26 protein-coding genes are annotated in these 24,249 nt (G+C 69.8%); 19 read left to right on the top strand and 7 right to left on the bottom strand.

Features of this window, described 5'->3' with window-relative positions:
- Positions 1-6 precede the first annotated feature (6 nt).
- Genes VEC11_RS18020 through VEC11_RS18000 form a run of 5 tightly spaced genes read left to right on the top strand, consistent with a single transcriptional unit; the run spans position 7 to position 3,222 of the window.
- A complete protein-coding gene (locus VEC11_RS18020; RefSeq protein WP_464135548.1) occupies positions 7-276 on the top strand; it encodes a DUF3572 domain-containing protein in 270 nt (89 codons plus the stop codon).
- Positions 273-884 (top strand): HAD family hydrolase, encoded by a 612-nt coding sequence (locus VEC11_RS18015; RefSeq protein ID WP_464135545.1) that lies wholly within the window; start codon positions 273-275, stop codon positions 882-884. Before VEC11_RS18020 ends, VEC11_RS18015 begins: the two co-directional genes overlap by 4 nt.
- Positions 885-915: 31 nt before the next feature.
- Positions 916-1,386 (top strand): RidA family protein, encoded by a 471-nt coding sequence (locus VEC11_RS18010; RefSeq protein ID WP_464135543.1) that lies wholly within the window; start codon positions 916-918, stop codon positions 1,384-1,386.
- The gene (locus tag VEC11_RS18005; protein ID WP_464135540.1) at positions 1,364-2,089 is read left to right on the top strand and encodes a glycerophosphodiester phosphodiesterase family protein; all 726 of its coding nucleotides are present in this window, start codon (positions 1,364-1,366) and stop codon (positions 2,087-2,089) included. The genes VEC11_RS18010 and VEC11_RS18005 overlap by 23 nt, the downstream gene beginning before the upstream one ends.
- Entirely contained in the window at positions 2,086-3,222 is a 1,137-nt protein-coding gene (locus tag VEC11_RS18000) for a GNAT family N-acetyltransferase (RefSeq protein WP_464135538.1), read from the top strand. The genes VEC11_RS18005 and VEC11_RS18000 overlap by 4 nt, the downstream gene beginning before the upstream one ends.
- A 26-nt stretch (positions 3,223-3,248) precedes the next feature.
- On the opposite strand, the gene VEC11_RS17995 is transcribed toward VEC11_RS18000, so the two are convergent.
- Positions 3,249-3,758: a hypothetical protein gene (locus VEC11_RS17995; protein ID WP_464135535.1), complete on the bottom strand. Its 510-nt coding sequence runs from the start codon at positions 3,756-3,758 to the stop codon at positions 3,249-3,251.
- Positions 3,759-4,100: 342 nt separating this feature from the next.
- On the opposite strand from VEC11_RS17995, the gene VEC11_RS17990 reads away from it, so the two are divergent.
- The gene (locus tag VEC11_RS17990; protein WP_464135533.1) at positions 4,101-6,170 is read left to right on the top strand and encodes a S9 family peptidase; all 2,070 of its coding nucleotides are present in this window, start codon (positions 4,101-4,103) and stop codon (positions 6,168-6,170) included.
- 12 nt (positions 6,171-6,182) lie between these two features.
- On the opposite strand, the gene VEC11_RS17985 is transcribed toward VEC11_RS17990, so the two are convergent.
- Both VEC11_RS17985 and panC read right to left on the bottom strand, forming a co-directional pair.
- A complete protein-coding gene (locus VEC11_RS17985; RefSeq protein WP_464135530.1) occupies positions 6,183-6,485 on the bottom strand; it encodes a hypothetical protein in 303 nt (100 codons plus the stop codon).
- Between the two features lie 80 nt (positions 6,486-6,565).
- A complete protein-coding gene (gene panC / locus VEC11_RS17980) occupies positions 6,566-7,411 on the bottom strand; it encodes a pantoate--beta-alanine ligase (protein ID WP_464135528.1) in 846 nt (281 codons plus the stop codon).
- An 89-nt stretch (positions 7,412-7,500) separates the two neighbouring features.
- Here panC and VEC11_RS17975 point away from each other — a divergent pair, with 89 nt between their 5' ends.
- From VEC11_RS17975 to VEC11_RS17960, 4 genes are read left to right on the top strand one after another with little or no spacing between them, the layout of a single operon-like run.
- The gene (locus VEC11_RS17975) at positions 7,501-8,304 is read left to right on the top strand and encodes a division plane positioning ATPase MipZ (protein ID WP_464135525.1); all 804 of its coding nucleotides are present in this window, start codon (positions 7,501-7,503) and stop codon (positions 8,302-8,304) included.
- An 8-nt stretch (positions 8,305-8,312) separates the two neighbouring features.
- The gene (locus tag VEC11_RS17970; protein ID WP_464135523.1) at positions 8,313-8,588 is read left to right on the top strand and encodes a J domain-containing protein; all 276 of its coding nucleotides are present in this window, start codon (positions 8,313-8,315) and stop codon (positions 8,586-8,588) included.
- Positions 8,589-8,600: 12 nt separating this feature from the next.
- A complete protein-coding gene (gene pgmG / locus VEC11_RS17965; RefSeq protein WP_464135520.1) occupies positions 8,601-9,983 on the top strand; it encodes a phosphoglucomutase/phosphomannomutase PgmG in 1,383 nt (460 codons plus the stop codon).
- Entirely contained in the window at positions 9,983-10,225 is a 243-nt protein-coding gene (locus VEC11_RS17960; protein WP_464135518.1) for a hypothetical protein, read from the top strand. Before pgmG ends, VEC11_RS17960 begins: the two co-directional genes overlap by 1 nt.
- Before the next feature lie 3 nt (positions 10,226-10,228).
- Here the strand turns inward: VEC11_RS17960 and VEC11_RS17955 are convergent, their stop codons facing one another.
- Positions 10,229-11,227, bottom strand: coding sequence for a ligase-associated DNA damage response exonuclease (locus VEC11_RS17955; protein WP_464135516.1), 999 nt, complete (start codon positions 11,225-11,227; stop codon positions 10,229-10,231).
- A gap of 63 nt (positions 11,228-11,290) precedes the next feature.
- On the opposite strand from VEC11_RS17955, the gene VEC11_RS17950 reads away from it, so the two are divergent.
- Both VEC11_RS17950 and VEC11_RS17945 read left to right on the top strand, forming a co-directional pair.
- Positions 11,291-11,485, top strand: a complete 195-nt coding sequence (locus VEC11_RS17950) for a hypothetical protein (protein ID WP_464135514.1) — start codon at positions 11,291-11,293, stop codon at positions 11,483-11,485.
- An 18-nt stretch (positions 11,486-11,503) separates the two neighbouring features.
- Positions 11,504-13,915 carry a ligase-associated DNA damage response DEXH box helicase gene (locus tag VEC11_RS17945; RefSeq protein WP_464135510.1) on the top strand — a complete coding sequence of 804 codons (2,412 nt, stop codon included), beginning with the start codon at positions 11,504-11,506 and terminating at the stop codon, positions 13,913-13,915.
- Here VEC11_RS17945 and VEC11_RS17940 read toward each other — a convergent pair.
- A complete protein-coding gene (locus VEC11_RS17940) occupies positions 13,912-15,141 on the bottom strand; it encodes a M10 family metallopeptidase C-terminal domain-containing protein (protein ID WP_464135506.1) in 1,230 nt (409 codons plus the stop codon). The two genes, VEC11_RS17945 and VEC11_RS17940, sit on opposite strands and share 4 nt — an antisense overlap.
- 100 nt (positions 15,142-15,241) lie before the next feature.
- Between VEC11_RS17940 and VEC11_RS17935 the strand changes: the two genes are divergently transcribed.
- The 6 genes from VEC11_RS17935 to pdeM all read left to right on the top strand — a co-directional run bounded on the left by VEC11_RS17935 (position 15,242) and on the right by pdeM (position 20,529).
- The gene (locus VEC11_RS17935; protein WP_464135502.1) at positions 15,242-15,466 is read left to right on the top strand and encodes a hypothetical protein; all 225 of its coding nucleotides are present in this window, start codon (positions 15,242-15,244) and stop codon (positions 15,464-15,466) included.
- 40 nt (positions 15,467-15,506) lie between these two features.
- Positions 15,507-16,733, top strand: a complete 1,227-nt coding sequence (locus tag VEC11_RS17930) for a dipeptidase (protein ID WP_464135499.1) — start codon at positions 15,507-15,509, stop codon at positions 16,731-16,733.
- Between the two features lie 80 nt (positions 16,734-16,813).
- Positions 16,814-18,931, top strand: coding sequence for a PAS domain S-box protein (locus VEC11_RS17925; protein ID WP_464135496.1), 2,118 nt, complete (start codon positions 16,814-16,816; stop codon positions 18,929-18,931).
- 80 nt (positions 18,932-19,011) lie between these two features.
- Entirely contained in the window at positions 19,012-19,500 is a 489-nt protein-coding gene (locus VEC11_RS17920) for an Hsp20 family protein (RefSeq protein WP_464135584.1), read from the top strand.
- A 177-nt stretch (positions 19,501-19,677) separates the two neighbouring features.
- Positions 19,678-19,827, top strand: coding sequence for a hypothetical protein (locus VEC11_RS17915; RefSeq protein WP_464135493.1), 150 nt, complete (start codon positions 19,678-19,680; stop codon positions 19,825-19,827).
- Between the two features lie 39 nt (positions 19,828-19,866).
- Positions 19,867-20,529, top strand: coding sequence for a ligase-associated DNA damage response endonuclease PdeM (pdeM, locus tag VEC11_RS17910; RefSeq protein ID WP_464135490.1), 663 nt, complete (start codon positions 19,867-19,869; stop codon positions 20,527-20,529).
- Here pdeM and msrB read toward each other — a convergent pair.
- Positions 20,526-21,032, bottom strand: coding sequence for a peptide-methionine (R)-S-oxide reductase MsrB (gene msrB / locus VEC11_RS17905; protein WP_464135488.1), 507 nt, complete (start codon positions 21,030-21,032; stop codon positions 20,526-20,528). The genes pdeM and msrB overlap by 4 nt on opposite strands.
- A gap of 8 nt (positions 21,033-21,040) precedes the next feature.
- Complete coding sequence (gene pabB / locus VEC11_RS17900) at positions 21,041-22,765, bottom strand: aminodeoxychorismate synthase component I (RefSeq protein WP_464135486.1); 1,725 nt, start codon at positions 22,763-22,765, stop codon at positions 21,041-21,043.
- Between the two features lie 102 nt (positions 22,766-22,867).
- On the opposite strand from pabB, the gene VEC11_RS17895 reads away from it, so the two are divergent.
- On the top strand, positions 22,868-24,247 hold the full coding sequence (locus tag VEC11_RS17895; protein WP_464135484.1) for an L-serine ammonia-lyase: 1,380 nt from the start codon (positions 22,868-22,870) through the stop codon (positions 24,245-24,247).
- The last annotated feature ends 2 nt before the right edge of the window (positions 24,248-24,249 follow it).

Below are 24,249 nucleotides of genomic sequence, written 5' to 3'. Positions count from 1 at the left end.
CCGTAGATGATGCGGAACCAACAGACAAATGACGGCGAGACGCTGGCGCTTGGGGCGCTCGGCTGGGTGCTCGCGGAGGACGACCGCGCCGCGCGGCTGCTGGCCTTGACCGGGCTGACGCCCGAGACCCTTCGGGCGCGGATCGAGGACCGGGCCTTCCTCGCCGCGGTGCTGCGCTTCCTCGAAAATCACGAGCCCGATCTGGTCGGTTGCGCGAGCGCGCTCGGCGTGCCGCCGCCGGCCCTGGTCGCGGCGCGGCAGGAGCTGGAGGAATGAGCCGGCCGCTGCTGATCTCGGACTGCGACGACGTGCTGCTCCATTTCGCGCCGCACTTCGCCGATTATGTCGCCGAGGCTTATGGCTATCACTTCCGGCTGGGTTCGCCCGGCTTCGTCGACGCGCTGACGAACGAGGCCGGCATCCCGGTGCCGCGCGAGCGGGCGTGGGAGCTGCTCAATGCCTTCTTCGACGCCGAGATGCACCGTCAGCACCTGGTCGACGGCGCGCTCGACGCCCTGAGGACGATCGGCGCGGAGGCGGACATCGTCATCCTCACCAATATCGGCGACCAATATCATGCCAATCGGGTCGAGCAGCTGGAGCGGCTGGAGATCCGCCACCGCGTGCTCTGCAACCAGGGCGGCAAGGGGCGGCCGGTGCTGGAGCTGGTCGAGGCGATGCAGCCGACCGCCACCGTCTTCGTCGACGATCTGCCCGTGCATCACGAATCGGTCGCGACCCACGCCCCGGACGTCTGGCGGCTGCACATGATCGCCGAACCACTGATGGCCGCCGCCGCGCCGGCCTCGCCCTTCGCCCATGCCCGGATCGACCGGTGGGACGAGGCGCTTCCCTGGGTGCTGGAGAAATTGCGCGGCGCTTGACCGGGCAGCGGCGGCGGTGCTTAGCGGGCGCATGACCGACAGCATCTCCGCCCGCCTTGCCGAGCTCGGCATCCACCTGCCCGATCCCGCCGCCCCCGTCGCAGCTTATGTGCCGGCGGTGGAGATTGGCGGGCTGCTCTACATTTCCGGCCAGCTCCCGTTCCGCGAGGACGGCTCGCTGATCACCGGCCGGCTCGGCGAGGATTATGACGTCTCGCACGGCCATGAGGCGGCGGAGCGTTGCGGCGTGATGCTGATCGCGCAGATGAAGAAGGCTTTGGGCTCGCTCGACCGGGTCGAGCGGATCGTGCGGCTCGGCGCCTTCGTCGCCTCGGACCCGCATTTCACCGACCAGCCCAAAGTCGCCAACGGCGCCTCCGAGCTGATGGAGAAGGTGTTCGGCGAGGCCGGGCGCCATGCCCGCGCGGCGGTCGGCGTGCCGGTGCTGCCGCGGGGCGCCGCCGTCGAGGTGGACGCGATTGTCGCCGTCAAGGGAGACTGAGCTCCGGCGCCTGATCGCGCGGCCCTTCGCGCACCGGGGGCTGCACGGCCAGGGGCGGATCGAGAACAGCCGCGCCGCCTTCGAGGCCGCGATCGAGGCGCGGCACGGGATCGAGCTGGACGTGCAGGCGAGCCGCGACGGGCAGGCGATGGTCTTCCACGACGAAAGGCTCGACCGGCTGGCCGAGCATGCGGGGCCGATCTGCGGGATGGTGCGCGGCGAGCTGGAGCGGATTCGCCTCCGCGATTCGGACGAGACGATTCCGTCGCTGGCCGAGGTGCTGGCGCTGATCGCGGGCCGGGCGCCGCTGCTGATCGAGGTGAAAGCGCCGGGCCGCGAGGTGGGCGCGCTCAGCCGAGCGGTCGCCGACGCGCTGAACGGCTATGACGGGCCGGTGGCGGTGATGAGCTTCAATCCCGAGGTCGGGCAATGGTTCGCGCGGCATGCCCCGAAAAGGCTGCGCGGGCTGGTGGTGACCGAGAAGGGGAGGAAATGGCGCGGCTGGCTGAGCCGGCGGCTGGCGCTGTGGCGGAGCAGGGCCGATTTCCTCGCCTATGACATTCGGGACCTGCCCTCCGCCTTCGCGGAAAGCGCGCAGCGGCGCGGGCTGCGCGTGCTGACCTGGACGGTGCGGACGATGAGCGAGCGGGCCCGCGCCGCCGAGCATGCCGACCAGATCATCTACGAGGTCGCCCCGCGATGAGCGGCGAGCCGGTCGTCGCGCGGGTTGGCGGCGGCGTCGCCGAATTCGACGCGGCGGCGTGGGACGCCTGCGCCGGCACGGACGATCCGTTCCTGGGCCACGCCTTCCTCTCCGCCCTGGAGGAATCCGGGAGCGCGACGGCCGCAACGGGCTGGCGGCCGCTGCCGATCGCGATCGACGGGCCGGACGGGGCCCCGGCCGCCCTGATGCCGGCCTGGCTCAAGAGCCACAGCCTCGGCGAATATGTGTTCGACCATGGCTGGGCCGATGCCTGGGAGCGGGCCGGCGGGGATTATTATCCGAAGCTGCAGATCGCGGTGCCGTTCACGCCGGTGCCGGGGCGGCGGCTGCTGGCGAAGGAGCCGGCCCTCGCGCCGGCCCTGATTGCGGCGGCCGAGCGGCTGGTCGAGGCCAACGGCCTGTCGTCGGCGCACGCCACCTTCATCGCGCCGGAGCAGGTGAGCCTGTTCGAGCAGGCCGGCTGGCTGATCCGTGCCGACAGCCAGTTCCACTGGCTGAACGAGGGGTTCGGCAGCTTCGAGGACTTCCTGGGCACGATGTCCTCGCGCCACCGCAAGTCGATCCGGCGGGAGCGGGAACGGGCGGTCGAGGGCCTGGAGATCGTTCATCTGACGGGCAGCGACCTCAGGGAGGCGCATTGGGACGCCTTCTGGCATTTCTACCAGGATACTGGCGCGCGCAAATGGGGCCATCCCTATCTGACCCGCGCCTGCTTCTCCCTGCTCGGCGAGCGGATGGCGGACCGGCTTCTGCTGATCCTCGCGCTCCGCGACGGCCGGCCGATCGCCGGGGCGCTGAACGTGATCGGCGCGGAGGCGCTTTACGGCCGCTATTGGGGCGCGCTCGAGGAGGTGCCCTTCCTCCATTTCGAGCTCTGCTATTACCAGGCGATCGACGCCGCCATCGCCCGCGGCCTCTCCCGCGCCGAGGCGGGGGCGCAGGGCCGGCACAAACTGGCGCGCGGCTACCGGCCGGTGCCGACCTTCTCGGCCCATTATCTCGCCGATCCGGGCTTCCGGCGGGCGGTCGCGGATTTCCTTGAGCGCGAGCGCGCCGCGGTGGTGCACGAGATTCATGCGCTGGGTGAAATGACGCCGTTCAAGCGGGGGTAACCGCGAGGGACGGCGGGCGGCAAGCTCTACGGCTGGGCGCTGACGGTTGGAGCGTCGGCGTCGGTCCGGTGGGCGCGATAGACGATATTATAGACCAGCCAGATGCAGGCGAATACCGGAACGGCAAGCGCCTTGAGGGCCGCCCAAGTCGTGTGCCAGTCCCAGGAGGGAACGATATCAAAGATGAAGGCCAGCACGCCGAGGCCTTCCAACCAGGCCACGAACCAGATCGCCAGAAAGGCGAAAATTCGGGCCCAGTCGGCCCAGCGGCCGTTGCGCCAGACACCGTAGATAGTCGCCGCCGCCAGAATGACGGCATCCACAATCAACACCCAGGCAAATACCAGGATGTGGTTTCTAGGCTGTACCAGGTGATCGAATCCAAATTCTCCACGATCGGATGCAAGCCATCGCGCCCATTGTTCCAAAGCTTCGTGGTGATCCCAGATGACGTAAGCACCGCGTGCCGTCACATAGAGGGCAAGCGCGACGTTGACGAGGACGGCGTATTTGAAGATCGCCTGATAGCGCTGCATGGTTGCCCGCCCGTCAATTACCGCCCGATTCTAGCCGAGGCTCGATTGCTGCACCACCAAGCAATAGTGAGATTTTGACGGAGCAGTTAAACCGTGTGGGCCTGCGTTCCGGGCGTGCGTCCCCGGCTTACACTAGTCGAGCCGGGCTCAGGAGCGTAGCGACCCAGGATGTGCTCCGGCGAAGGCCGGAGCGTTGGGTGAAAATGCAGCGTCCGCTCGCGCAACGCTCCGGCCTTCGCCGGAGCACGATCGCGCCCCCCGGCCCTTCGTCGAACCATCGCTTGTCCACGTCCCGCCAGCCCCTATGATCCGCGCCACAAGCTGAACGGCGAGGGGCGAGTCATGCGGAAGGTTCTGGCGGGGCTGGCGGTCATTCTTCTCTGGACGGGCGCCGCACCGGCCGTGCCGCCCTCGGGGCCGGAGCGGCTGTTTACAGCGCGCGACCTGTTCGACCTCGAGGCCGCGGACGATCCGCAGATCAGCCCGGACGGGCGCTGGATCGCCTATACGCGGCGCTCCGGCGACATCATGACCGACCGCTTCCGCCGCTCGATCTGGCTGGTCGACACGGCGACCGGACGGCAGATGCCGCTCGCGCGCGATGCCTCGCAGCCGCGCTGGTCGCCGAGCGGGGACCGGCTCGCCTACATCGCCGCGGCCGATGGCGGGCGTCCGCAGCTCTACGTCCGCTGGATGCAGTCGGGCGAGGCGGTGCCGATCACCGGCCTCGGCTTCGCGCCGAGCGGGATCGCCTGGTCGCCGGACGGGCGGCAGCTCGCCTATTCGATGTTCGTGCCCGACGAGGGGCAAAGGCTGGGCCCGGCGCAGGCGCGGCCCGAGGGGGCCCAGTGGGCCGAGCCGCTGCAGGTGATCACCGCGGTCACCTACCGGGCCGACGGCCAGGGCTATCTGCACGCCGGCTATGACCAGCTCTTCCTTGTCTCCTCCGAGGGCGGGGCGCCGCGTCAGCTCTCCTACGGGCCGTACAATAATGGCGGGCCGCTCAGCTGGACGCCGGACGGGCGGACCTTGCTGTTCAGCGGCAACCGCTCGCCGGGCTGGGAGCGGGACGGGTTCAACACCGAAGTCTATGCGCTCGACATCGCCTCCAACCGGATCACCGCGCTGACCGACCGCGATGGCCCCGACGCCGAGCCGGTCGTGTCGCCGGACGGCCGGCTGGTCGCCTATACCGGCTATGACGATGCCGCGCGGCGCAGCTACGAGAACAATGTCCTCTACGTGATGAACCCGGACGGCTCGAACAAGCGGGCGCTGACCGGCGGGCTCGACCGGGCGGTGGGGACCCCGGTCTGGGCCGCGGACAGCCGTTCCATCTTCGTCCAGTATGACGAGCACGGCATGCCGAGGATCGCGCGCGTCGGCCTGGACGGCTCGATCCGCACCGTCGCCGAGGGGATGGCGGGCGCGGATTTCGACCGGCCCTATACGGGCGGCCGGTTCAGCGTGGCGCGGGACGGCGCGATCGCCCTGACGGGCGGCAGCGCAACCCGGCCGCCGGACGTGGTGCTGGTCCGCGGCGGCCAGCGCCGGGCGCTGACCCGGCTCAATGCAGAGCTGCTCGACAACAAAAGGCTCGGCGAGGTGCGGCACATCCGGGTGGCCTCCTCGGTCGACCAAAGGCCGATCGACGCCTGGCTGACCTTGCCGCCCAATTATGTGGCGGGGCAGCGTTATCCGTTGATCCTGGAGATCCATGGCGGGCCCTTCGCCGCCTACGGCCCGCATTTCTCGACCGACAACCAGCTCTATGCGGCGGCGGGCTATGTCGTGCTCTCGGCCAATCCGCGCGGCTCGACCTCCTATGGCGCCGAGTTCGCTAACCTCATCCACCATGCCTATCCCGGGCAGGATTATGACGATCTGATGAGCGTGGTGGACGCGGCGATCGCGCAGGGCTTCGCCGATCCGGAGCGGCTCTTCGTCACCGGCGGCTCGGGCGGCGGCGTGCTCACCGCCTGGATCGTCGGCAAGACCAACCGCTTCCGCGCCGCGGCGACGCAGAAGCCGGTGATCGACTGGGCGAGCTTCGTGCTGACCGCGGACGGTCCCGCGGTCTTCTCGCGCTACTGGTTCGGCCGCTATCCCTGGGAAGATCCGCAGGCCTTCTGGAACCGCTCGCCCTTGTCGCTGGTCGGCAACGTGCAGACGCCGACTCTGGTGGTGGTCGGCAGCGAGGATTACCGAACCCCGGTCAGCGAATCCGAGCAATATTATACGGCGCTGCAGCTGCGCGGCGTCCCGACGGCGCTGGTGAAGGTGCCCGGCGCAAGCCATGGCGGCATCGCCTCGCGGCCCTCGCAGAGCGGGGCGAAGGCGGGGGCGATCCTGGCGTGGTTCGCGCGCTATCGGGACGGGGCGCCGGCGAGGACGCAGCCGGCGACGCAATAAGGGAGGAAGGGCTCAGGCTGCGTGGCGGCGTTCAGCGATGTCGGCGAGCCAGGCGCGGGCCTGGCGCTGGGCTTCGGCGATCTCGCGGGCGGTCATGTCCTCGGCGATGTCGGCGCGGCACTCCTGGGCCTGCACATTGCCGTTGAGCGCGGCGAGGTTGAACCATTTGTGCGCCTCGATGAAGTCGATCTCGACCCCGCCCGTGCCCGTCGAATAAGCGACGCCCAGCTCGTAGAGCGCCTCGACGTCCCCCATGGCCGCATCGGCCATCCGGCTTTCGATCAGGAACATCCCGGCTTTCAGGCTGTTCGCCATAATTCGCCCCCTCGATCCATTTCCGGGGCATGTGTCGCGCAGCCACGGTCAATAAATGGTTAACGCGGCCTTGAGCATGTTTACGCGGGATTGACCGGCAGGTTGTCGATCAGCCGGGTGCGGCCCATGCGGGCGGCGGCGAGCAGGCGGGCCGGGCGGTCGAGCACATTCATCGGCGCCAGCGTCTCGGCATCGTGCAGGGCGACATAGTCGATCGGGTCGAAGCCGGCGCCCTCGAGCCGGGCGCGGGCTTTCTCGAGCGCTTCGGCGACGTCGCCGCCGGCCTCGATCGCGGCCGCGGCCTCGCCCAGTGCGCGCGGCAGGGTGCGGGCGGCGGTGCGCTCCTCCTCCGAGAGATAGGCGTTGCGCGAGGAGAGAGCGAGGCCGTCGGCGTCGCGCTGGGTAGGAACGCCGACGATCTCGACGGGGATGGAGCGCCCCCGGACCAGCTCGCGGATGACGGCGAGCTGCTGATAATCCTTCTCGCCGAACAGGGCGACGTCGGGCCGCACCTGGTCGAACAGCCGGGCGACGATTGTAGCGACGCCGTCGAAATGGCCTGGGCGGGAGTCGCCGTCCAGCCCCTGCGCGGCCGCGCCGGCGCGGATCGTCGCCGCGGGCCCGTCCGGATACATGGTCTCGACGTCCGGCGCCCAGAGGATGGCGACGCCCGCCGCGTCGAGCAAAGCCGCGTCCGCCGCCTCGCGCCGCGGGTAGACCGACAGATCCTCATTGGCGCCGAACTGGGTCGGGTTGACGAAGATCGAGGCGACGACATGGTCCGCGCGCAGCCTGGCCTCGGCGACCAAGGCGAGATGGCCGTCATGGAGCGCGCCCATGGTCGGGACGAAGGCGATGCTGCCGCCATCCGCCTTCAGGGCGTCGATCTCGCGCCTCAGCGCGTCGGCGTCACGGATGATTTGCACCGCCTCAAGGGCTCCGATAGAGGATTTGGAGGAAGGCGGGCCCTAGCGGCTCGCGGGCGATGAAATCAAGTATCCGAGGTTAAGCTTTCATGGCTGGCAGCGCGCCGCACGTCATCACCTTCGCGAACGAGAAAGGCGGCACCGGCAAATCCACCACCGCGGTCCATGCCGCCGTCGCCCTCGCCGCGCAGGGCAAGAGAGTGGCGGCGCTCGATCTCGACACCAGGCAGCGCACGTTCGGCCGCTATCTGGACAACAGGCTGGCGACGGTGCGGCGGCTCGGGCTGGAATTGCCCATGCCCGCGCACGACACGTTCGATCCGGCGAAGGGCGAGAGCCTGGAGGCGGCACTCGAGCGGGCGAGCGAGGATGCGGATTTCGTGATCATCGATACGCCGGGCCGCGACGATTCCCATGCGCGCGAGGCGATCGTCCGCGCCGACACTTTGGTGACGCCGATCAACGACAGCTTCGTCGACCTCGACCTGATCGGCGAGGTGGATGCGGAGACCTATCGGGTGCGCCGGCCGAGCTTCTATGCGGAGCTGGTCTGGAACAGCCGCACCCAGCGCGCCAAGACGCACGGCGCGAGCGTCGACTGGGTTGTGCTCCGGAACCGCATGCAGCATATCGAGGCGCGCAACATGCGCCGCGTCGGCGAGGCGATGAACGAATTGTCGCGCCGGGTCGGCTTCCGGATCATCCCGGGGCTCGGCGAGCGCGTCATCTATCGCGAGCTCTTCCCCAAGGGCCTGACCCTGCTCGACCTGCAGGCGATCGGCGAGGTCGGCCTCGCCCATATCGCGGCCCGGCAGGAGCTGAGGGAGATGATCGCGGGCCTTGCTTTGCCGGAGCCGGGCGTCGCCCGGCGGGCCGCGGCTATGGCGGGCTGAGGACCGAGATGGGCTTCATCCTCAAACTGGTCATCGCGCTCGTCATCGCGGGCATGATCTACAGCCTGTGGCGGCGCGGCATCGTCTCCGGCGCGCGGATGCGGCCGAGCGAGGCGCGCGAATTGCTGAACCTGCATGTCGGCGCGACCGCGGACGAGGTCAGGGCGGCGCACCGGCGGATGATCGCCCGCGTCCATCCCGATGCGGGCGGCTCGGCGGGTCTCGCGACCCGGGTCAACGCCGCGCGCGACACCTTGCTGGCCGAGCTCAAGCGCCGGTCCTGAACGGAGTATCTCGTGAGTCACCAGTTCAACCCGACGAGCCTGCGCGAATATGACATCAGGGGCGTGGTCGGGAAAACCCTCGGGCCCGACGACGCCTATGCGGTCGGACGGAGCTTCGGCACCCTGATCCGGCGCGCGGGCGGCGCGAAGATCGCGGTCGGGCGCGACGGGCGGGCGAGCTCGCCGGAGATGCAGGGCGCCCTGGTCCGCGGGCTCACCGAAAGCGGCGTGGACGTGGTGCGGATCGGGCTCGGGCCGACGCCGATGCTCTATTATGCCGAGGCCGAGCTGGACGTGGCCGGCGGCATCATGATCACCGGCAGCCACAATCCGGCCGATTATAACGGCTTCAAGATGGTCTGTTTCGGCCGCGCCTTCTTCGGGGCGGACATCAAGAATCTCGGCGTCATGGCCGCAGCCGGCGACTGGGAGACCGGCGAAGGTCATGTCTCCGACGAGGTTGTGATCGACCGCTACGTCGAGCGGCTGGTGCAGAATTTCGATGGCGGCGCCTACCGGATCGGCTGGGATGCCGGCAACGGCGCGGCCGGGCCGGCGCTGGAGCAGCTCATCGCCAGGCTGCCGGGCGAGCATCACGCCATCTACACCAATGTCGACAGCCGCTTCCCCAACCACCATCCGGACCCGACCGAGGAGGCCAATCTGGCCGACCTCAAGGCCCTGGTCGCGGAGAAGGGGCTGGACTTCGGCATCGCCTTCGACGGCGACGGCGACCGGATCGGCGCGGTGGACGGCGAGGGCCGCGTGGTCTGGGGCGACCAGCTGCTCGCCATCCTCGCCGAACCGGTGCTGCGCGACGTGCCGGGCGCGACGATCATCGCCGACGTCAAGGCGAGCCAGACGCTCTACGACCGGATCGCCGACCTCGGCGGCCGGCCCCTGATGTGGAAGACCGGGCACAGCCTGATCAAGTCGAAGATGAAGGAGACCGGAGCGCCGCTCGCCGGCGAAATGAGCGGTCATATCTTCTTCGCGCATGATTATTACGGCTTCGACGATGCCCTGTACGCCGCCGTGCGGCTGATCCGGGCGGTGACCCAGCTCGGCGGCTCGCTCACCGCTTTGCGTTCGGCTATGCCGGACGTCGTGAACACGCCCGAAATGCGCTTCCAGGTCGACGAGAGCCGCAAGTTCGCGGTCGTCGACGAGGTGCTCGACCGGCTGGCGGCGGACGGCGCGGAGGTCGACCGCACGGACGGCGCCCGCGTCAACACGGCGGACGGCTGGTGGCTGCTGCGCGCCTCGAACACGCAGGACGTGCTCGTCGCCCGCGCCGAGGCGAAGGACCAGGCCGGCCTCGACCGGCTCGTCGCCCAGATCGACGCGCAGCTCGCCCTTTCCGGCGTCGAGCGCGGCCCGCAGGCGGCGCATTGATGTCGAAGCTCCGCCTCGAGCCCCTGACCTTCTGCCTCTGCTGGATCCTGCTGGCCGTGGTGGCGAGCGTGCTCGGCGGCACCTGGGCGGGGCTGGCGGTGGCGCTCGGCCTCCTGCTCGTGCTGATGCCGACCAGCGCCTTCATCCTCACCCGCTACGAGGATGAGAAACTGGAGCGGCAGGTGCGCTGGGGAATCCTGGTGATCGCCGGCCTGCTGCTGGCGATCTGGCTCACGCGCTAGAGCCTAGTCGTCCTCATCCTCATAGCCGACCAGGTTCAGCTCGCGGGCCTTGATCTGGCGGGTCATGCACCAATGCTTGAGCGCTTCCTCCCGGCCATGGGTGATCCAGACCTCGCGCGGGGCGAGCTCGCGGATTGTCATGGTGAGCTCGTCCCAGTCGGCATGGTCGGAGACGATCAGGGGCATCTCGACCAGCTGCTGGCGGGCGCGCTGGCGGACGCGCATCCAGCCTGACGCCATGGCGGTGATCGGATCGGGCAGGCGGCGCGACCAGCGGTCGTTGAGCTGGCCGGGCGGGGCGAGGACGATATGGCCCCGCAATTCGTCCTTCGCGACGCCGGTGGCGGGGCGGAGCTCGCCGAGCGGCACGCCCCATTCCTCGTAGAGCTCGCAAAGGCGCTGCAGCGCGCCGTGAATGTAGATCGGGTGGTGATGGCCGCGGCCGCGCAGCTCCATGATCAGGCGCTGCGCCTTGCCGAGCGCATAGGCGCCGACGAGGATGCAGCGCTCCGGATTGTCGTGCAGCCGCTGCAGCAGCCGGTCGATCTCGCCGCTGGTCGCGGGATGGCGGAAGACGGGCAGGCCGAAGGTCGCCTCCGTGATGAAGATGTCGCAGGGTACGGGCTCGAAGGGCGCGCAGGTCGGATCCGGCCGGCGCTTGTAGTCGCCCGAGACGACGATCTTCTCGCCGGCATGTTCGAGCACGATCTGGGCGGAGCCGAGGACATGGCCGGCGGGGACGAAGCTCACGTCGACCTCGCCCAGGCGGATGGTCTCGCCATAGGCGACCGCCGCCCCGGGTTGCGGGCCATAGCGGCAATCCATGATCGCCAGCGTCTCGGGCGTCGCGAACACCCTGGCGTGGCCGCCGCGGGCATGATCGGCATGGCCGTGGGTGACGAGCGCGACCGCCCTGGGCTGCGAGGGATCGATCCAGGCATCGGCCGGCTTCACGTAAATGCCCTCCGGACGGGGCGTTATCCAGGAACCGAGACGGGCCATGGCTCTTTATATGGGCGCACAATGAAGGGTGGCCAAGCTGCCCCTGCCGAGGAGTTGGAGCCAATGGACATCGGTCAATGGGGCTGGAAGCTGCTCATCATCGGCGGGCCCCTCCTGCTCGCCATCGTGCTCGCCTGGGCGGTGATTCGAAACCGCAGGGCCCGGACGCCGGACGAGGTTACCGAGGCCGGGACGCGGCGCGTCTATGACGAAGAAGAGCGCAGGGGGCGCGCCGGGACTGACGACGCCGAGAGCTGAGGCGGCTAGAGGGGGTGGATGACACCCAGCCTGCCCGCCCCGATCGCCGCCTGGTTCGCCGGGAAAGGCTGGGCGCCGCGGCGGCACCAGCTGGAAATGCTGGATGCCGCACGGGCGGGGCGGAGCGCGCTCCTCGTGGCGCCGACCGGGGCGGGGAAGACGCTGGCGGGCTTCCTGCCGACGCTGGCCGAGCTGGTCGAGCAGCCGACCGACGGGCTGCACACGCTCTACATCTCGCCGCTCAAGGCGCTGGCCGTGGACGTGCAGCGCAATCTGCTGACCCCGGTCGCGGAGATGGACCTGCCGATCAGGGTGGAGACCCGGACCGGGGACACGCCGGCCGAGCGCAAGGCGCGGCAGCGGGTGCGGCCGCCGCAGATATTGCTGACCACGCCGGAGAGCCTGTCGCTGCTGCTCAGCCATGAGGACAGCCTGCTGCTCTTCCAGGGGCTGAAGACGGTGGTGGTGGACGAGATTCACGCCTTCGCCACGGGCAAGCGCGGCGACCTGCTGGCGTTGTCGCTCGCCCGGCTGCAGGCGCTCGCACCGGGACTGCGCCGCGTTGGCCTCTCCGCCACCGTCGCCGACCCGGAGGCCTTCCAGGGCTGGCTGGCGGCGCATGGCGATGCGGAGGAGGTGGCGCTGGTCCGCGGCGATCCCGGCGCGGAGCCCAGGGTCGCGATCATGCTGCCCGAGGACGAGACCATCCCCTGGGCCGGGCATAGCGGACGCTGGGCGGCGCAGAACGTGATGCGCGAGATCGAGCGACACCGGACCACTTTGATCTTCTGCAACACGCGCAGCCTCGCGGAACTGATCTTCCAGGACCTCTGGATGGTCAACGAGCAGCAGCTGCCGATCGGCATCCATCACGGCAGCCTCGCGCTGGAGGCGCGGCGCAAGGTCGAGGCGGCGGTGGCCTCGGGCAAGTTGCGCGCCCTGGTCTGCACCGCCAGCCTCGATCTCGGCGTCGACTGGGGCGATGTCGATCTCGTCATCCAGATGGGGGCGCCCAAGGGCAGCTCGCGGCTGATGCAGCGGATCGGGCGGGCCAATCACCGGCTCGACGAGCCCTCGGAGGCGATTCTCGTCCCCGGCAACCGCTTCGAATATCTGGAGGCGCGGGCGGCGATCGACGCGGTCGAGGAAGGGGCGCTCGACGCCGAGACCTTTCGCCCCGGCGCGCTCGATGTCCTCGCCCAGCATATCATGGCGGTGGCCTGCGCCGGCCCGTTCCGCGAGGCGGAGCTGCTGGCGGAGGTGCGCGGCGCCGCGCCTTATGCGGGGCTCTCGGCGGAGCTTTTCCGCCAGGTGCTGAGCTTCATCGAGAGCGGCGGCTATGCGCTGAGGGCCTATGACAAGTTCCGCCGGCTGACGCAGGACGGGGCGTTCTGGCGGGTCTCCCATCCGCGCTTCATCCAGCAGCACCGGATGAACGCCGGCATCATCGTCGACGCGCCGCTTTATTATGTCCGCTTCAAGGGGGGGCGGCTGCTCGGCACGGTCGAGGACAATTTCGCCGAGACTCTGAGCCCGGGCGACACCTTCTATTTCTCCGGGCTGGTGCTTGAGGTCGAGCGGATCGACGGCGTCGACCTGATCGTCAAGGCGACGTCCAAATCGGCGCGCATCCCGACCTATATGGGCGCGCGCATCGCGATCTCGGCCAACCTTGCCGACCGGGTGCGGACCTTCCTCCACGACCGCGAGCAATGGCCGCGCTTCCCGGACGCGGTGCGCGAATGGCTGCGGGTGCAGGATTATCGCTCCGTCGTCCCGGCGCCGGAGCAATTGCTGGTCGAGACCTTCCCGCACGACCGGGTCCATTACATGGTCGCCTACAGTTTCGAGGGCTGGAACGCGCACCAGTCGCTCGGCATGCTGATCACCAAGCGGATGGAGAATGCGGGCCTGAAGCCGCTCGGCTTCGTCTCCAACGATTATGCGCTCGCCTGCTACGGGCTGGAGCCGATCGCCGACCCGGCCGCGCTCTTCTCCCGCGACATACTGGAGAAGGAGTTCGTCGACTGGGTCGAGGGCTCGCATCTGCTTCGCCGCGCCTTCCGGGAGGTGGCGGTGATCGGCGGCCTGGTCGAGCGCCACCATCCGGGCAAGCGCAAGACCGGCAAGCAGGTCAGCTTCTCGACCGACCTCATCTACGACGTGCTGCGCCGCTACGAGCCCGACCATCTGCTGCTGAAGGCCGCCTGGGCCGATGCACGAATGAAGATGACCGATGTCGGCCGGCTCGCCAGCCTGCTCGACCGCGCGCAGGGGACGATGGTGCATGTCGCGCTGGACCGGGTCTCGCCCATGGCGGTGCCGGTGCTGGTGATCATCGGCCGCGAGCGCACCGCGCAGGGGACGACCGACGACGCGCTGCTGATCGAGGCGGAGAGCCTCGCCGAGCTCGCGATGCGCGTGGACTAGATGAAGAAGCCGGTCTGCCCGGAAAGGTCGTCGAGCGTCGCGCCGGCCAGCGCGAAGACATAATCCTCGCCCTCCTGATAGCCGGCGATGCCGTTCGCATCGACGACCAGGAAGACATTGCCGGCCAGGTCCCCGGCATCGGGCGCATAGAGCACGGCCCGGCCCGCGCCGAGCCCGGACAAAGCGGCGGACAGATCGGCCGCGAAGCTGCCCGAGGACAGCGCGCCGCCCTGAATCGCAGCGTCGAAGCCGCCCACGGAGACTTCGAGATCGATCCGGTCCGCGGTCGGATCGAAGTCGGCGAGGATGTCATAATCGGCGCCCGAGCTCTGGGCCGCGTCATGATAAGCGAAGGTGTCACGGCCGCCGCCGCCGCTCAGCAGGTCGGCGCCGCCGAGGCCGTAGAGCAGGTCGTTGCCGGCGCCGCCGAGGAAGACGTCGCCCGACTCGCTGCCGTAGAAGAGGAAGCGGCCGTCCGATTCGGCGCTGCCATCGAAGATCATGTGGTTGGCGCCGCCGAGCGGCATCGCGTTGACGATGAGCGCGCCGCCGGCCGCCACGCTGCCGTCGCCCGCGATCAGGTTGTAGTCATTGCCTCCGCGGGCGACGATCTGCTCGGCCAGCGCCGGCACGGCGATTTCGAAGCCGGCCGAATAGTCGCCGTTCAGCTCGACCACATCGTTCGGGCCAGCGCCAAGCAAGGCATAATCGCCCGGGCCGCCCTGCATCAGTGACTTGTTGCGGGTGTCGATGACCAGCCCGCTCTGCATGTCGCCGAGCAGCATGAAGGGTCCGGACGTGTCGAGGCGGGCGAAGGGCGACAGCGCCCCGCCGGCCATGGAATTGGCCGAGACGATGCCGTTCAGGAAGAGGCTGGCCGACCGGCCGCCATCCTCGCCGGCGAGATTCTCCGCGGCATTTTCCGGGCCGGGTGCGGTGGGCGCGGCGATGCCCTCGGCCGACGCCCCGGAGTCGCCGTGGCCGCCGGGGTCAGGCAGCGGCGTCAGGTTCAGCAGGAACTGCTCGCGGATGCTGGGATCGCGGGGCGTGTCGTGCGTGGGCCGCTCGACCCCCGCCGGCAGGTTCAGCAGGGCGCGGATGTTGGTCAGGACCTGGCCGTCGCCCAGCGCCTGGCCGATCGGCGCATTCATCAGCGCGGCGCGGAACTCGGCGAAAGTCGTCGGGCCGTTCGGGCCGAACAGTTTGAGCCAAAATGGTCTTGCCACGCCGAATCCGTCCCCAATTTCCTCAGCAAAGCCAGCGCTATCACAAGCGAAAAGGCCCGTCCACATTGCGGAGACGGGGCGCTGTGCCTATGGCCGGGCCATGGACGTGAGCGTCGAGATCAATTGCGAAATCTGCGGCAGCGCCAATTACAGCCTGCCGGCGGGCGGGGCGGAGGACGGCACCGTGCTCTGCAACGATTGCGGCGCCGAGCAGGGCTCGCTCGGCGAGCTGCAGGCGGCACTCATGGAGCGCGTTACCGAGCATTCCGCCGAGGCCCTGAGGCGCAGGGCGGAGGCCCTGCGCGGGACGGCCGGAACGGCGTAACGCATTGACCTGAGGGCGGCGCTGGCGCCAGAACGGGGCCATGCGCATACTCTCCCTCCCCCTCGTGGCGCTGATGCTCGCCAGCCCGATCGCCGCCCAGCGCGCCCCGCAGGCCCAGCCCCGGCTCACCGGCCGCGAGCGCGCGGCGCACGAGCGGCTGATCGTCATCGACACCCATCTCGACATCGCCGACCATTTCGACGACGGCCGCTGGGACTTCGCCGCGCGCCACCGCTATGCCGAGGACGGCACCCAGGTGGACCTGCCGCGGATGCGCGAGGGCGGCATGGATGGCGGCTTCTTCGTCATCTACACGGCGCAGGGGCCGCTGACCGAGGAGGGCTATCGCGACGCCCGCGACCGCGCCCTGGTCCGCGCCGCCGCGATCCGCCGGGTGATCGGCGAGAATCGCGCCGCCATGGACCTCGCCCTGACCGCCGACGATGCGGAGCGCTCGGCGCGGGCCGGGCGGCGCTTCGCCTTCCTCTCGATGGAGAATGGCTGGCCGCTGGGCGAGGACCTGACCCTGCTGACCACCTTCCACCGCCTCGGCCTGCGCATGGCGGGGCCGGTGCACAGCCGCACCAACCAGCTCGCCGATTCGGCGACCGGCGAGGCGCGCTGGAACGGGCTCAGCCCGCTCGGCCGGCGCTGGGTGGCCGAAATGAACCGGCTCGGCATCATCATCGACGCCAGCCACAGCTCCGACGCGACGCTGGACGACATGCTGCGCCTGTCGCGCGCGCCGATCGTGCTCTCCCATTCGGCGCCGAAGGCGATCTTCCAGCATCGCCGGAACCTCGACGACGAGCGCATGCGCCGGGTCGCGGCGGCGGGCGGCGTCATGTTCATGAACTCGATCTTCCTGGTCCAGCATGACAGCTCGGACGAGCGCGACCGGATCAACGAGCGTCACCGGCGCTGGGCGGAGCTGACGCCCGCCGAGCGGCGACAGCTGGTCGCCGACACGGCCGCGCTGAACCGGCTGCGCCCCTATACGACCGCGAATTTCGACCTCTACATGCGCGCCCTGCTGCATGCGATCAGGGTGATGGGCGTCGACCATGTCGGGCTCGGCGCCGACTGGGACGGTGGCGGCGGCGTGATCGGCATGGAGGACATTACCGCCCTGCCGCGGATCAGCGCGCGGCTCAGGCGCGAGGGCTTCAGCGAGGCCGACATCGCCAAGGTGATGGGGGGCAATTTGCTGCGCGTCATGCGCCAGGTCCAGGCCGTCGCGGCGCCGGCGCCCGCGCCCGCGCGCTAAGGGCTTCCCTTTCCCGCCGCGCCGGGACTAGACTCCCGGCGGGGGCGGGTTTGTTTGCACAAGGTGTATCAAGGCGCCCGATGGACCGCGTCCCTGCCCAGCCCAATCTCGTCAGGCCCGCTTTCTCGCCGTCACGGGTGCGGGACTGGTCGGAGACGGCGTTCGGGCCCTTCGAAGGCTGGCCGCAGTCCCTGCGCACCGCCGCCTCGATGGTCCTGGGCTCGACCCTGCCCATGTTCCTCGGCTGGGGGCCGGACTTCCTGCTGCTCTACAACGACGCCTATGGCGACATCCTCGGCGACCGCCACCCCTGCCAGGGGCGGCCGGCGGCCGAGATCTGGGCGGACGCCTGGCCGCGCATCGAACCCAATGCCCGCCGCGCTTTGGCCGGCGAGACCCTGTTCTTCGAGTCCGAGCCGCGGACGCTGCGGCGGGGCGGCCGCGAGGAGATGGTCTGGCTCACCTTCTCCTACACGCCCGTGCTTGGCGAGGACGGCAGCGCGGCCGGCGTGTTCGGCACGGTCACCGCGGTCAACCGCGACGCCTCGGCCGAGGAGAGGCTGCGCGAGAGCGAGGAGCGCTTCCGCCTGATCGCCGATTCCGCGCCGGTGCCGATCTGGGTCACCAAGCTGGACCGCAAGCGCGGCTTCGTGAACCGCGCCTATGTCGACTTTCTCGGGATCAGCTACGAGCAGGCGGTCGATTATGACTGGCGCGCGATCATCCATCCCGACGACCAGGCGCGCGTGCTCGCCGAATCGGCGGCGGGCGAGGCGAGCCTCGAGACCTTCGTGCTGGAGGCGCGCTTCCGCCGCGGCGACGGCGAATGGCGCTGGCTGCGCTCGGTCTCGCAGCCGCGCTGGGGCCCCGGGGGCGAGCATATCGGCTTCATCGGCGTCGCCCACGACCTCACCGAGTGGAAGCTCGGCACCGAGGTGCTGGAGGCGCGGGTCGCCGAACGCACCGCTGACCTGCGCACCGCGCTCGACCGGCTGCAGGCGGAGGTCGCCGAGCGCGAGCGGGCCGAGGAGGCGCTCCGCCAGGCGCAGAAGATGGAGGCGGTCGGCCGGCTGACCGGCGGCATCGCCCACGATTTCAACAACCTGCTCACCCCGGTGATCGGCGGGCTGGAGATCATCGCCCAGTCGCTCGAGGAGCCGCGGCTGAAGAAGGTCGCCGAGGCCGGGCTCGATTCGGCGCGGCGGGGCGCGAAGCTGACCTCCCAGCTGCTCACCTTCTCGCGCATCCAGCGCATCCGCATGACCCCGGTCAGCGTCAACCGGGTGATCGAGACGATGCGGCTGATGCTGCGCCACACGATCGGCAGCGCGATCACCGTCCGCACCGAATTACGCGAGGAGGTGGACCGGGCGATCTGCGACGAGAACCAGCTCGAAAATGCGATCCTCAACCTCGCGATCAACGCCCGCGACGCCATGCCGGACGGCGGCACGCTCACCATCTCAACCAGCCTGGTCAGCGAGGACGAAAGGCTGGACCTGCCGCCGGGCGACTATATCTGCGTCTGCGTCGGCGATACCGGGCACGGCATGGCCCCGGAGGTGGTCGCCCGCGCGACCGAGCCCTTCTTCTCCACCAAGCCGCTCGGCAAGGGCACCGGGCTCGGCCTCGCCCAGGTCTACGGGATCGTGCGCCAGTCGGGCGGCGCGCTCCGGATCGAGAGCCAGGAGGGCGTCGGCACGTTGGTCCGGCTGCTGCTGCCCCGCGCGCCCGAGGCGGCGGAGGGCGAGATGGAGAGTGCCGGTCCGGGCCGGGCCGAGCCGGCCGCGGAGGGCGGCGCCCGCATCTTCGTCGTCGACGACGACCGCGACGTGCGCGAATTCCTTGCCGACGCCTTGGTCAGCCTCGGCCACGAGGTCGAGGCGCTGCCCGGCGCCGAGGCGGCCCTCGGCGCGCTGGCGCAGGGGGCGCCGGACCTGATGCTCGTCGATTTCGCCATGCCCGGGATGAACGGCGCCGAGCTGGCCTGCGCGGCGCGGCGGCTCTACCCCTCGCTCGCCATCGTCTTCGTCACCGGCTTCGCCGAGACCGACCAGCTCGAAGGCGCGCTCGGTCCCGGCGCGCCGGTGCTGCGCAAGCCGTTCGGCATGGATGAGCTGGCCGGGATCGTGACCGCCAACCTGCCGGACTTGAAGGCCGAAAAGCCTGTCCTAGATTCCTCCGGTCGGAACGCCTGAGTTCGGGTTCCGGCCTGTATCCGGCGGGTTGACCGTCCCGGTGGCCCGCTGTCCAATGTTGCTCGATGGAGGACATGAACATGCGTGGTTACGACTTTACCCCCTTCCGCCGTTCGACCGTCGGCTTTGACCGGCTCTTCGACTTCCTGGAGAGCGCCAGCCGCGCCGAGCAGGAAAATTACCCGCCCTTCGACATCGAGAAGCTGAGCGACGACAGCTACCGGATCACGATCGCGGTGGCCGGCTTCAAGCGGTCGGAGATCGAGATCGTCGCGCACCAGAACATGCTGACGATCACCGGTCGCCGCAGCGAAGATCGCGGTCGCGACGGCTCCTATCTGCACATGGGCATCGCCAACCGCGCGTTCGAGCGCCGGTTCGAGCTGGCCGATTTCGTGCGGGTGACCGAGGCCGACCTTGCCGACGGCCTGCTCACCATCGGCCTGCAGCGCGAGATTCCGGAGGCGATGAAGCCCCGCAAGATCGTGATCGGCGGCGAGGCTCCGGAGCAGCTCGAGGCAGCGCCGACTCCGGCCGAGAACAGGGCCGACGAGGCCGTCTCCGCCTAAACCTCAGGTGAACGCCTGATTCAGCCGGCGCCGGTTTGTTCCGGCGCCGGTTTTATTCGTCGCAGAATCTGTTCGTTTCGTGGGATTCCGCTCGCCGATTCACCGGCTGTTTAGGAATGGAACGCCATCTCCGATCCCGCGCCAACGTAAGCGCCTAGAGATGGAAAGCGAACCCAAGTGAACGTCCTGAAGAAGCTCCAGCATCCTGTCGCCCTGGTCGTCCAGGGCTTCGTCGCGGGCGGCGTGCTCTTCTGGACCACGCAGGGCCAGGCCGCGCCGGCCCCCGCTTCGCCCGCGCCCATCGAGACGAGCGTCTCCGCCAACTGACCGCTTGAACCGGGCCGCGCCGCCGCTTTATAGCGGGGTATGGTTCGCTTTTCGTTCTGCAGCCACGAGCTGATGGCGCTGCCGCAGGGCGCGCTCTTCTGGCCGGCGCGCCGCGCCCTGCTCGTCGCCGATCTGCATCTCGAGAAAGCGAGCTGGTTCGCCAAGGGCGGGCAGATGCTGCCGCCCTATGACAGCATCGCCACGCTGGCCGACCTCACCGCCATCGCGGCCGCCACGGATGCGGCGGAGATCTGGTGCCTGGGCGACTCCTTCCACGACAGCGCCGGCTGCGACCGGCTGCCGGCGGAGGCGCGGGCCTTGCTGACCGCGCTCACCCAAAGCACGCGCTGGACCTGGATCACGGGCAATCACGATCCCGGCATTGCCGACCATTGCGGCGGCGAGATCGTCGAGGAGGCGGAGGTGGACGGCCTCCTGCTCCGCCACGAAGCCCACCCCGGCGAGGCGCGGCCCGAGCTTTCCGGCCATTTCCATCCGAAGCTGCGCCTGCACCTGCGCGGCCGGCTCGTCTCCCGGCGCTGCTTCGTCGCCACGGAGCGCAAGCTGATCCTGCCGGCCTTCGGCGCGCTGACCGGCGGGCTCGACGCCCATCATCCGGAAATCGTGCGGGCAGTGGGCGAGGGCGCGCAGGCCCTGGTGCCGGTGCAGGACCGGCTGCTCAGGTTTCCGATCGCCGCCTAGGCGGCGCGGAACACCATCGCCGCGCCGTTCATGCAGTAGCGCAGCCCGGTCGGGCGCGGGCCGTCGTTGAAGACGTGGCCGAGATGGCCGCCGCAGCGCGCGCAGAGGATCTCGGTGCGGCGCATGCCGAGGCTGTTGTCGGCCCGCTCCACCACCGCACCGCGCAAGGGTCGCCAGAAGCTCGGCCAGCCGGTGCCGCTCTCGAACTTGGTCGCAGAAGAGTAGAGCGGGTTGTTGCAGCCGGCGCAGTGGAAGGTGCCGCGCCGATGCTCCCGGTCGAGCGGGCTGGTGCCGGCGCGCTCGGTCTCGCCCTGGCGGAGCACGCGATATTGCATGTTAGTCAGCCGCGCTCGCCACTGGGCGTCCGTGAGCCGGTAGGGAAAGCGGCCCGGCGGCGGGGGGGCCGCGTCGGCCGGGGGTTCGCTGCCGGGATAGGTCACGGCCACGCCGACGACCATCGCGGCGCCGCCGAAGGCGAGAAAGGTCCGTCTGTCGAGCTGCATGGCGCGGCCTATGCGGGGCGGGACCTTAACCGCGCTGGAACGAGCCCCCGCACGGCATTGCCGAGGAAGAAGCCGTCGGCGAGATCGGCCGGCTTCAGGTCGCCCTCGACCGCCCGGCCCTCGTCGAGCAGCTTCGCGCGGAGCACGCCGGGGAGCAGGCCGCGGGCGAGCGGCGGGGTGACGAGCCGGCCGCCCTGCGCGACGAAGAGGCTGGTGAAGCTGCCCTCGGTCAGGAAGCCGTCGCGGTCGCGGAAGATCACCTCGAACGTCCCCGCCGCCGCCCGAGCCTCCTCGTAAAAGGCGCGGTCGCTGGTCTTGTGGCGGAGGCGGAAATCGTCCGGATCGACGGGCAGCGGCGCCAGCGCCACCTCCACCGGCGCCTCGGGCTCCGCTGCCAGCGGCCTGAGCTCGATCGCGAAGGCGCCGCTTTTCGACAGCAGCAGCCGGACCCGGCTCGGCCCGGCACGGAAGGTCGCCGCCTGCAGCTCGTTGCGCGCCTCGTGCCGGTCGAAGCGGAAATCGAGCGCGTCCGCCGAGGCGCGCATCCGGGCGAGATGGCGGTCGAGCTCTACCACCCCCTCATGCGGATCGAAGCGCATCGTCTCGATGAGGTCGAACCGCCTTTGCGTCTCCACGAACTTTCCCTTCACGAGGCATTCGCGCCATTCCGCGCCCGCCTCGCTGTCTGTCACGATGCCCGAACCGAGACCGAGCCGCGCCGTTCCGGCCCCGGCCCGGAGCGTCAGCGTCCGGATCGCGACATTGAACGCCGCCGCGCCGTCGGGCGCAAGCCTGCCGATCGCGCCGCAATAGGCGCCGCGCGGGCTCGCCTCCAGCGCGTCGATGATCTGCATCGCCCTGATCTTGGGCGCCCCGGTGATCGAGCCGCAGGGATAGATGGCGTTCAGCAGGTCAATCGCGTCTTTCTCCTCTTCCAGCTCCGCCGTCACTGTCGAGGTCAGCTGGAGCAGGGTCGGATAGGGCTCGACCTCGAACAGGGCCGGCACCCTGACGCTGCCCGTGCGGGCGACGCGGGAGAGGTCGTTGCGCAGCAGGTCGACGATCATCAGATTCTCGGCCCGCTGCTTCGGGTCGGCGCGGAACGCCTCCGGGTCGGCATCGACCGGGGCGGTGCCCTTCATCGGCCGGGTCGTGACAATGCCGTTCTCCAGGGTGAAGAAGAGCTCGGGCGAGAGGCTGAGCAGCCAGTGCTCGCCGGTATAGACGAGCGCGCCATGGCCGGCGGCGGCACGCGCGCGGAGGGCCGCATAGAGCGCGATCGGATGGCCCGCGACGGGCACCTCGGCGGCGAAGGTGAGATTGGCCTGGTAGATGTCGCCGGCGAGGATATGGATCTTCACTGCCGCCAGGGCCGCCTCATATTCGGCGCGGCTGATCAAGGGCCGCGCCGGCCCGGCCCAGGCGCCGGCCGGATCGGGCAGGATGTCGGCGGCATCGCCCCTGCGTTCCTCGGCGAAGGTGCCGAACCAGAGCAGGGGCGGCTCGTCCGGCCCCGGCGTCCGCGCCAGCGGCGCCAGCTTCGGCTCCAGCGCATGCCCGGCCTCGTAGGCGAGGAAGCCCGCCGCCTTGCGGCCGCGCAGCCGTGCGAGGCAGTCGGGGACCTCGGCGGGATCGCGCGTCTGAAGGACCTCGCGCAGCCCGGTATAGAGGAGCGAGCTCCCGCCCGGCCGGGCATCGTCGAGCAGGACGAAAGGGCCGCTTACCCTTGTCATGCGGGTCGAACGGGCTCATCTGCCCGGTCACATTTGATGGGACCGGGATTCACGGTTCGCGCCCGGACGGGCACGAACCGATCCAGGTCCGGGAGAAACATCTTGGTCTGCAGCGTCTTCGACCTCTTCAAGATCGGGGTCGGCCCTTCCTCTTCGCACACCATGGGTCCGATGACCGCCGCCTGCCGCTTTGTCGAGAGGCTAAGGCAAAGCGGCCTGCTGGAGCGGACGGCCCGCGTGCAGGCGGACCTTTACGGCTCGCTGGCGCTGACCGGCAAGGGCCACGCCACCGACCGGGCCGTGCTGCTCGGCCTCAGCGGCGAGCGGCCGGACCGGATCGACCCCGATGCCGCCGACGCGACGGTGGCGCGGATCCGGGAGAGCAGGCGGATCAGCCTGGGCGGAACGCACGACATCGCCTTCGACGAGCCGAACGACGTGCGCTTCCTGCAGCGCGAGCGGCTGCCGCATCATTCGAACGGCATGCGCTTCAGCGCCTATGATGCGGCCGGGGATCTGATCGACAGCGCAGTCTCCTATTCGGTCGGCGGCGGTGCCGTCGTCGACGAAGCGGAGGTGGCGCGCAACGCCCCGCCCGAAGGCGGCTGGGACGCGCGCTGGCCCTACAGCTCCGGCGAGCAATTGCTGGCCATCGCCGCGCGCGAGGGGCTGAGCATCGCCGAGATCGCCCGTGACAATGAGCGCGCCGCCTTGCCGGACGCGGAGATCGACGCGCGGCTCGACGCGATTTCGGCGGCGATGTCGGCCTGCGTCGACCGCGGCATGGCCGCCGCCGGCATCCTGCCCGGCGGACTCAAGGTGAAGCGGCGGGCGCCGGACCTCTACCGGCTCCTCACCGAGCGGGCCGAGCGGGCGCTGCAGGACCCGCTCACCGTGATCGACTGGGTGAATCTCTGGGCGCTGGCGGTGAACGAGGAGAATGCGGCGGGCGGCAAGGTCGTCACCGCGCCGACCAACGGCGCCGCGGGCATCGTCCCGGCGGTGCTGCGTTACTATCAGCGCTTCACGCCCCATTCGGACAAGGAGGGCGAGCATGTCTTCCTGCTGACCGCGGCGGCGATCGGCTCCCTGTTCAAGGAGAACGCCTCCATCTCCGGCGCCGAGGTCGGCTGCCAGGGCGAGGTCGGCGTCGCCTGCTCGATGGCGGCCGCGGGGCTCACGGCGGCGCTCGGCGGCACGCCGGCGCAGGTCGAGAATGCCGCCGAGATCGGCATGGAGCATAATCTCGGCCTGACCTGCGATCCGGTCGGCGGGCTGGTCCAGGTGCCTTGCATCGAGCGCAATGCGGTCGGCGCGATCAAGGCGATCGAGGCGTCGCGGCTGGCCCTGGTCGGCGACGGCTCGCACCGGGTCAGCCTCGACCAGGTGATCGAGACGATGCGCAGGACCGGGCTCGACATGAACGAGCGCTACAAGGAGACCAGCCTCGGCGGCCTGGCGGTCAACGTGGTGGAGTGCTGAGG

The organism is Allosphingosinicella sp., from assembly GCF_035626655.1.
Taxonomy (GTDB): Bacteria; Pseudomonadota; Alphaproteobacteria; order Sphingomonadales; family Sphingomonadaceae; genus Allosphingosinicella.
This window is presented reverse-complemented; position numbering and strand designations above follow the sequence as displayed.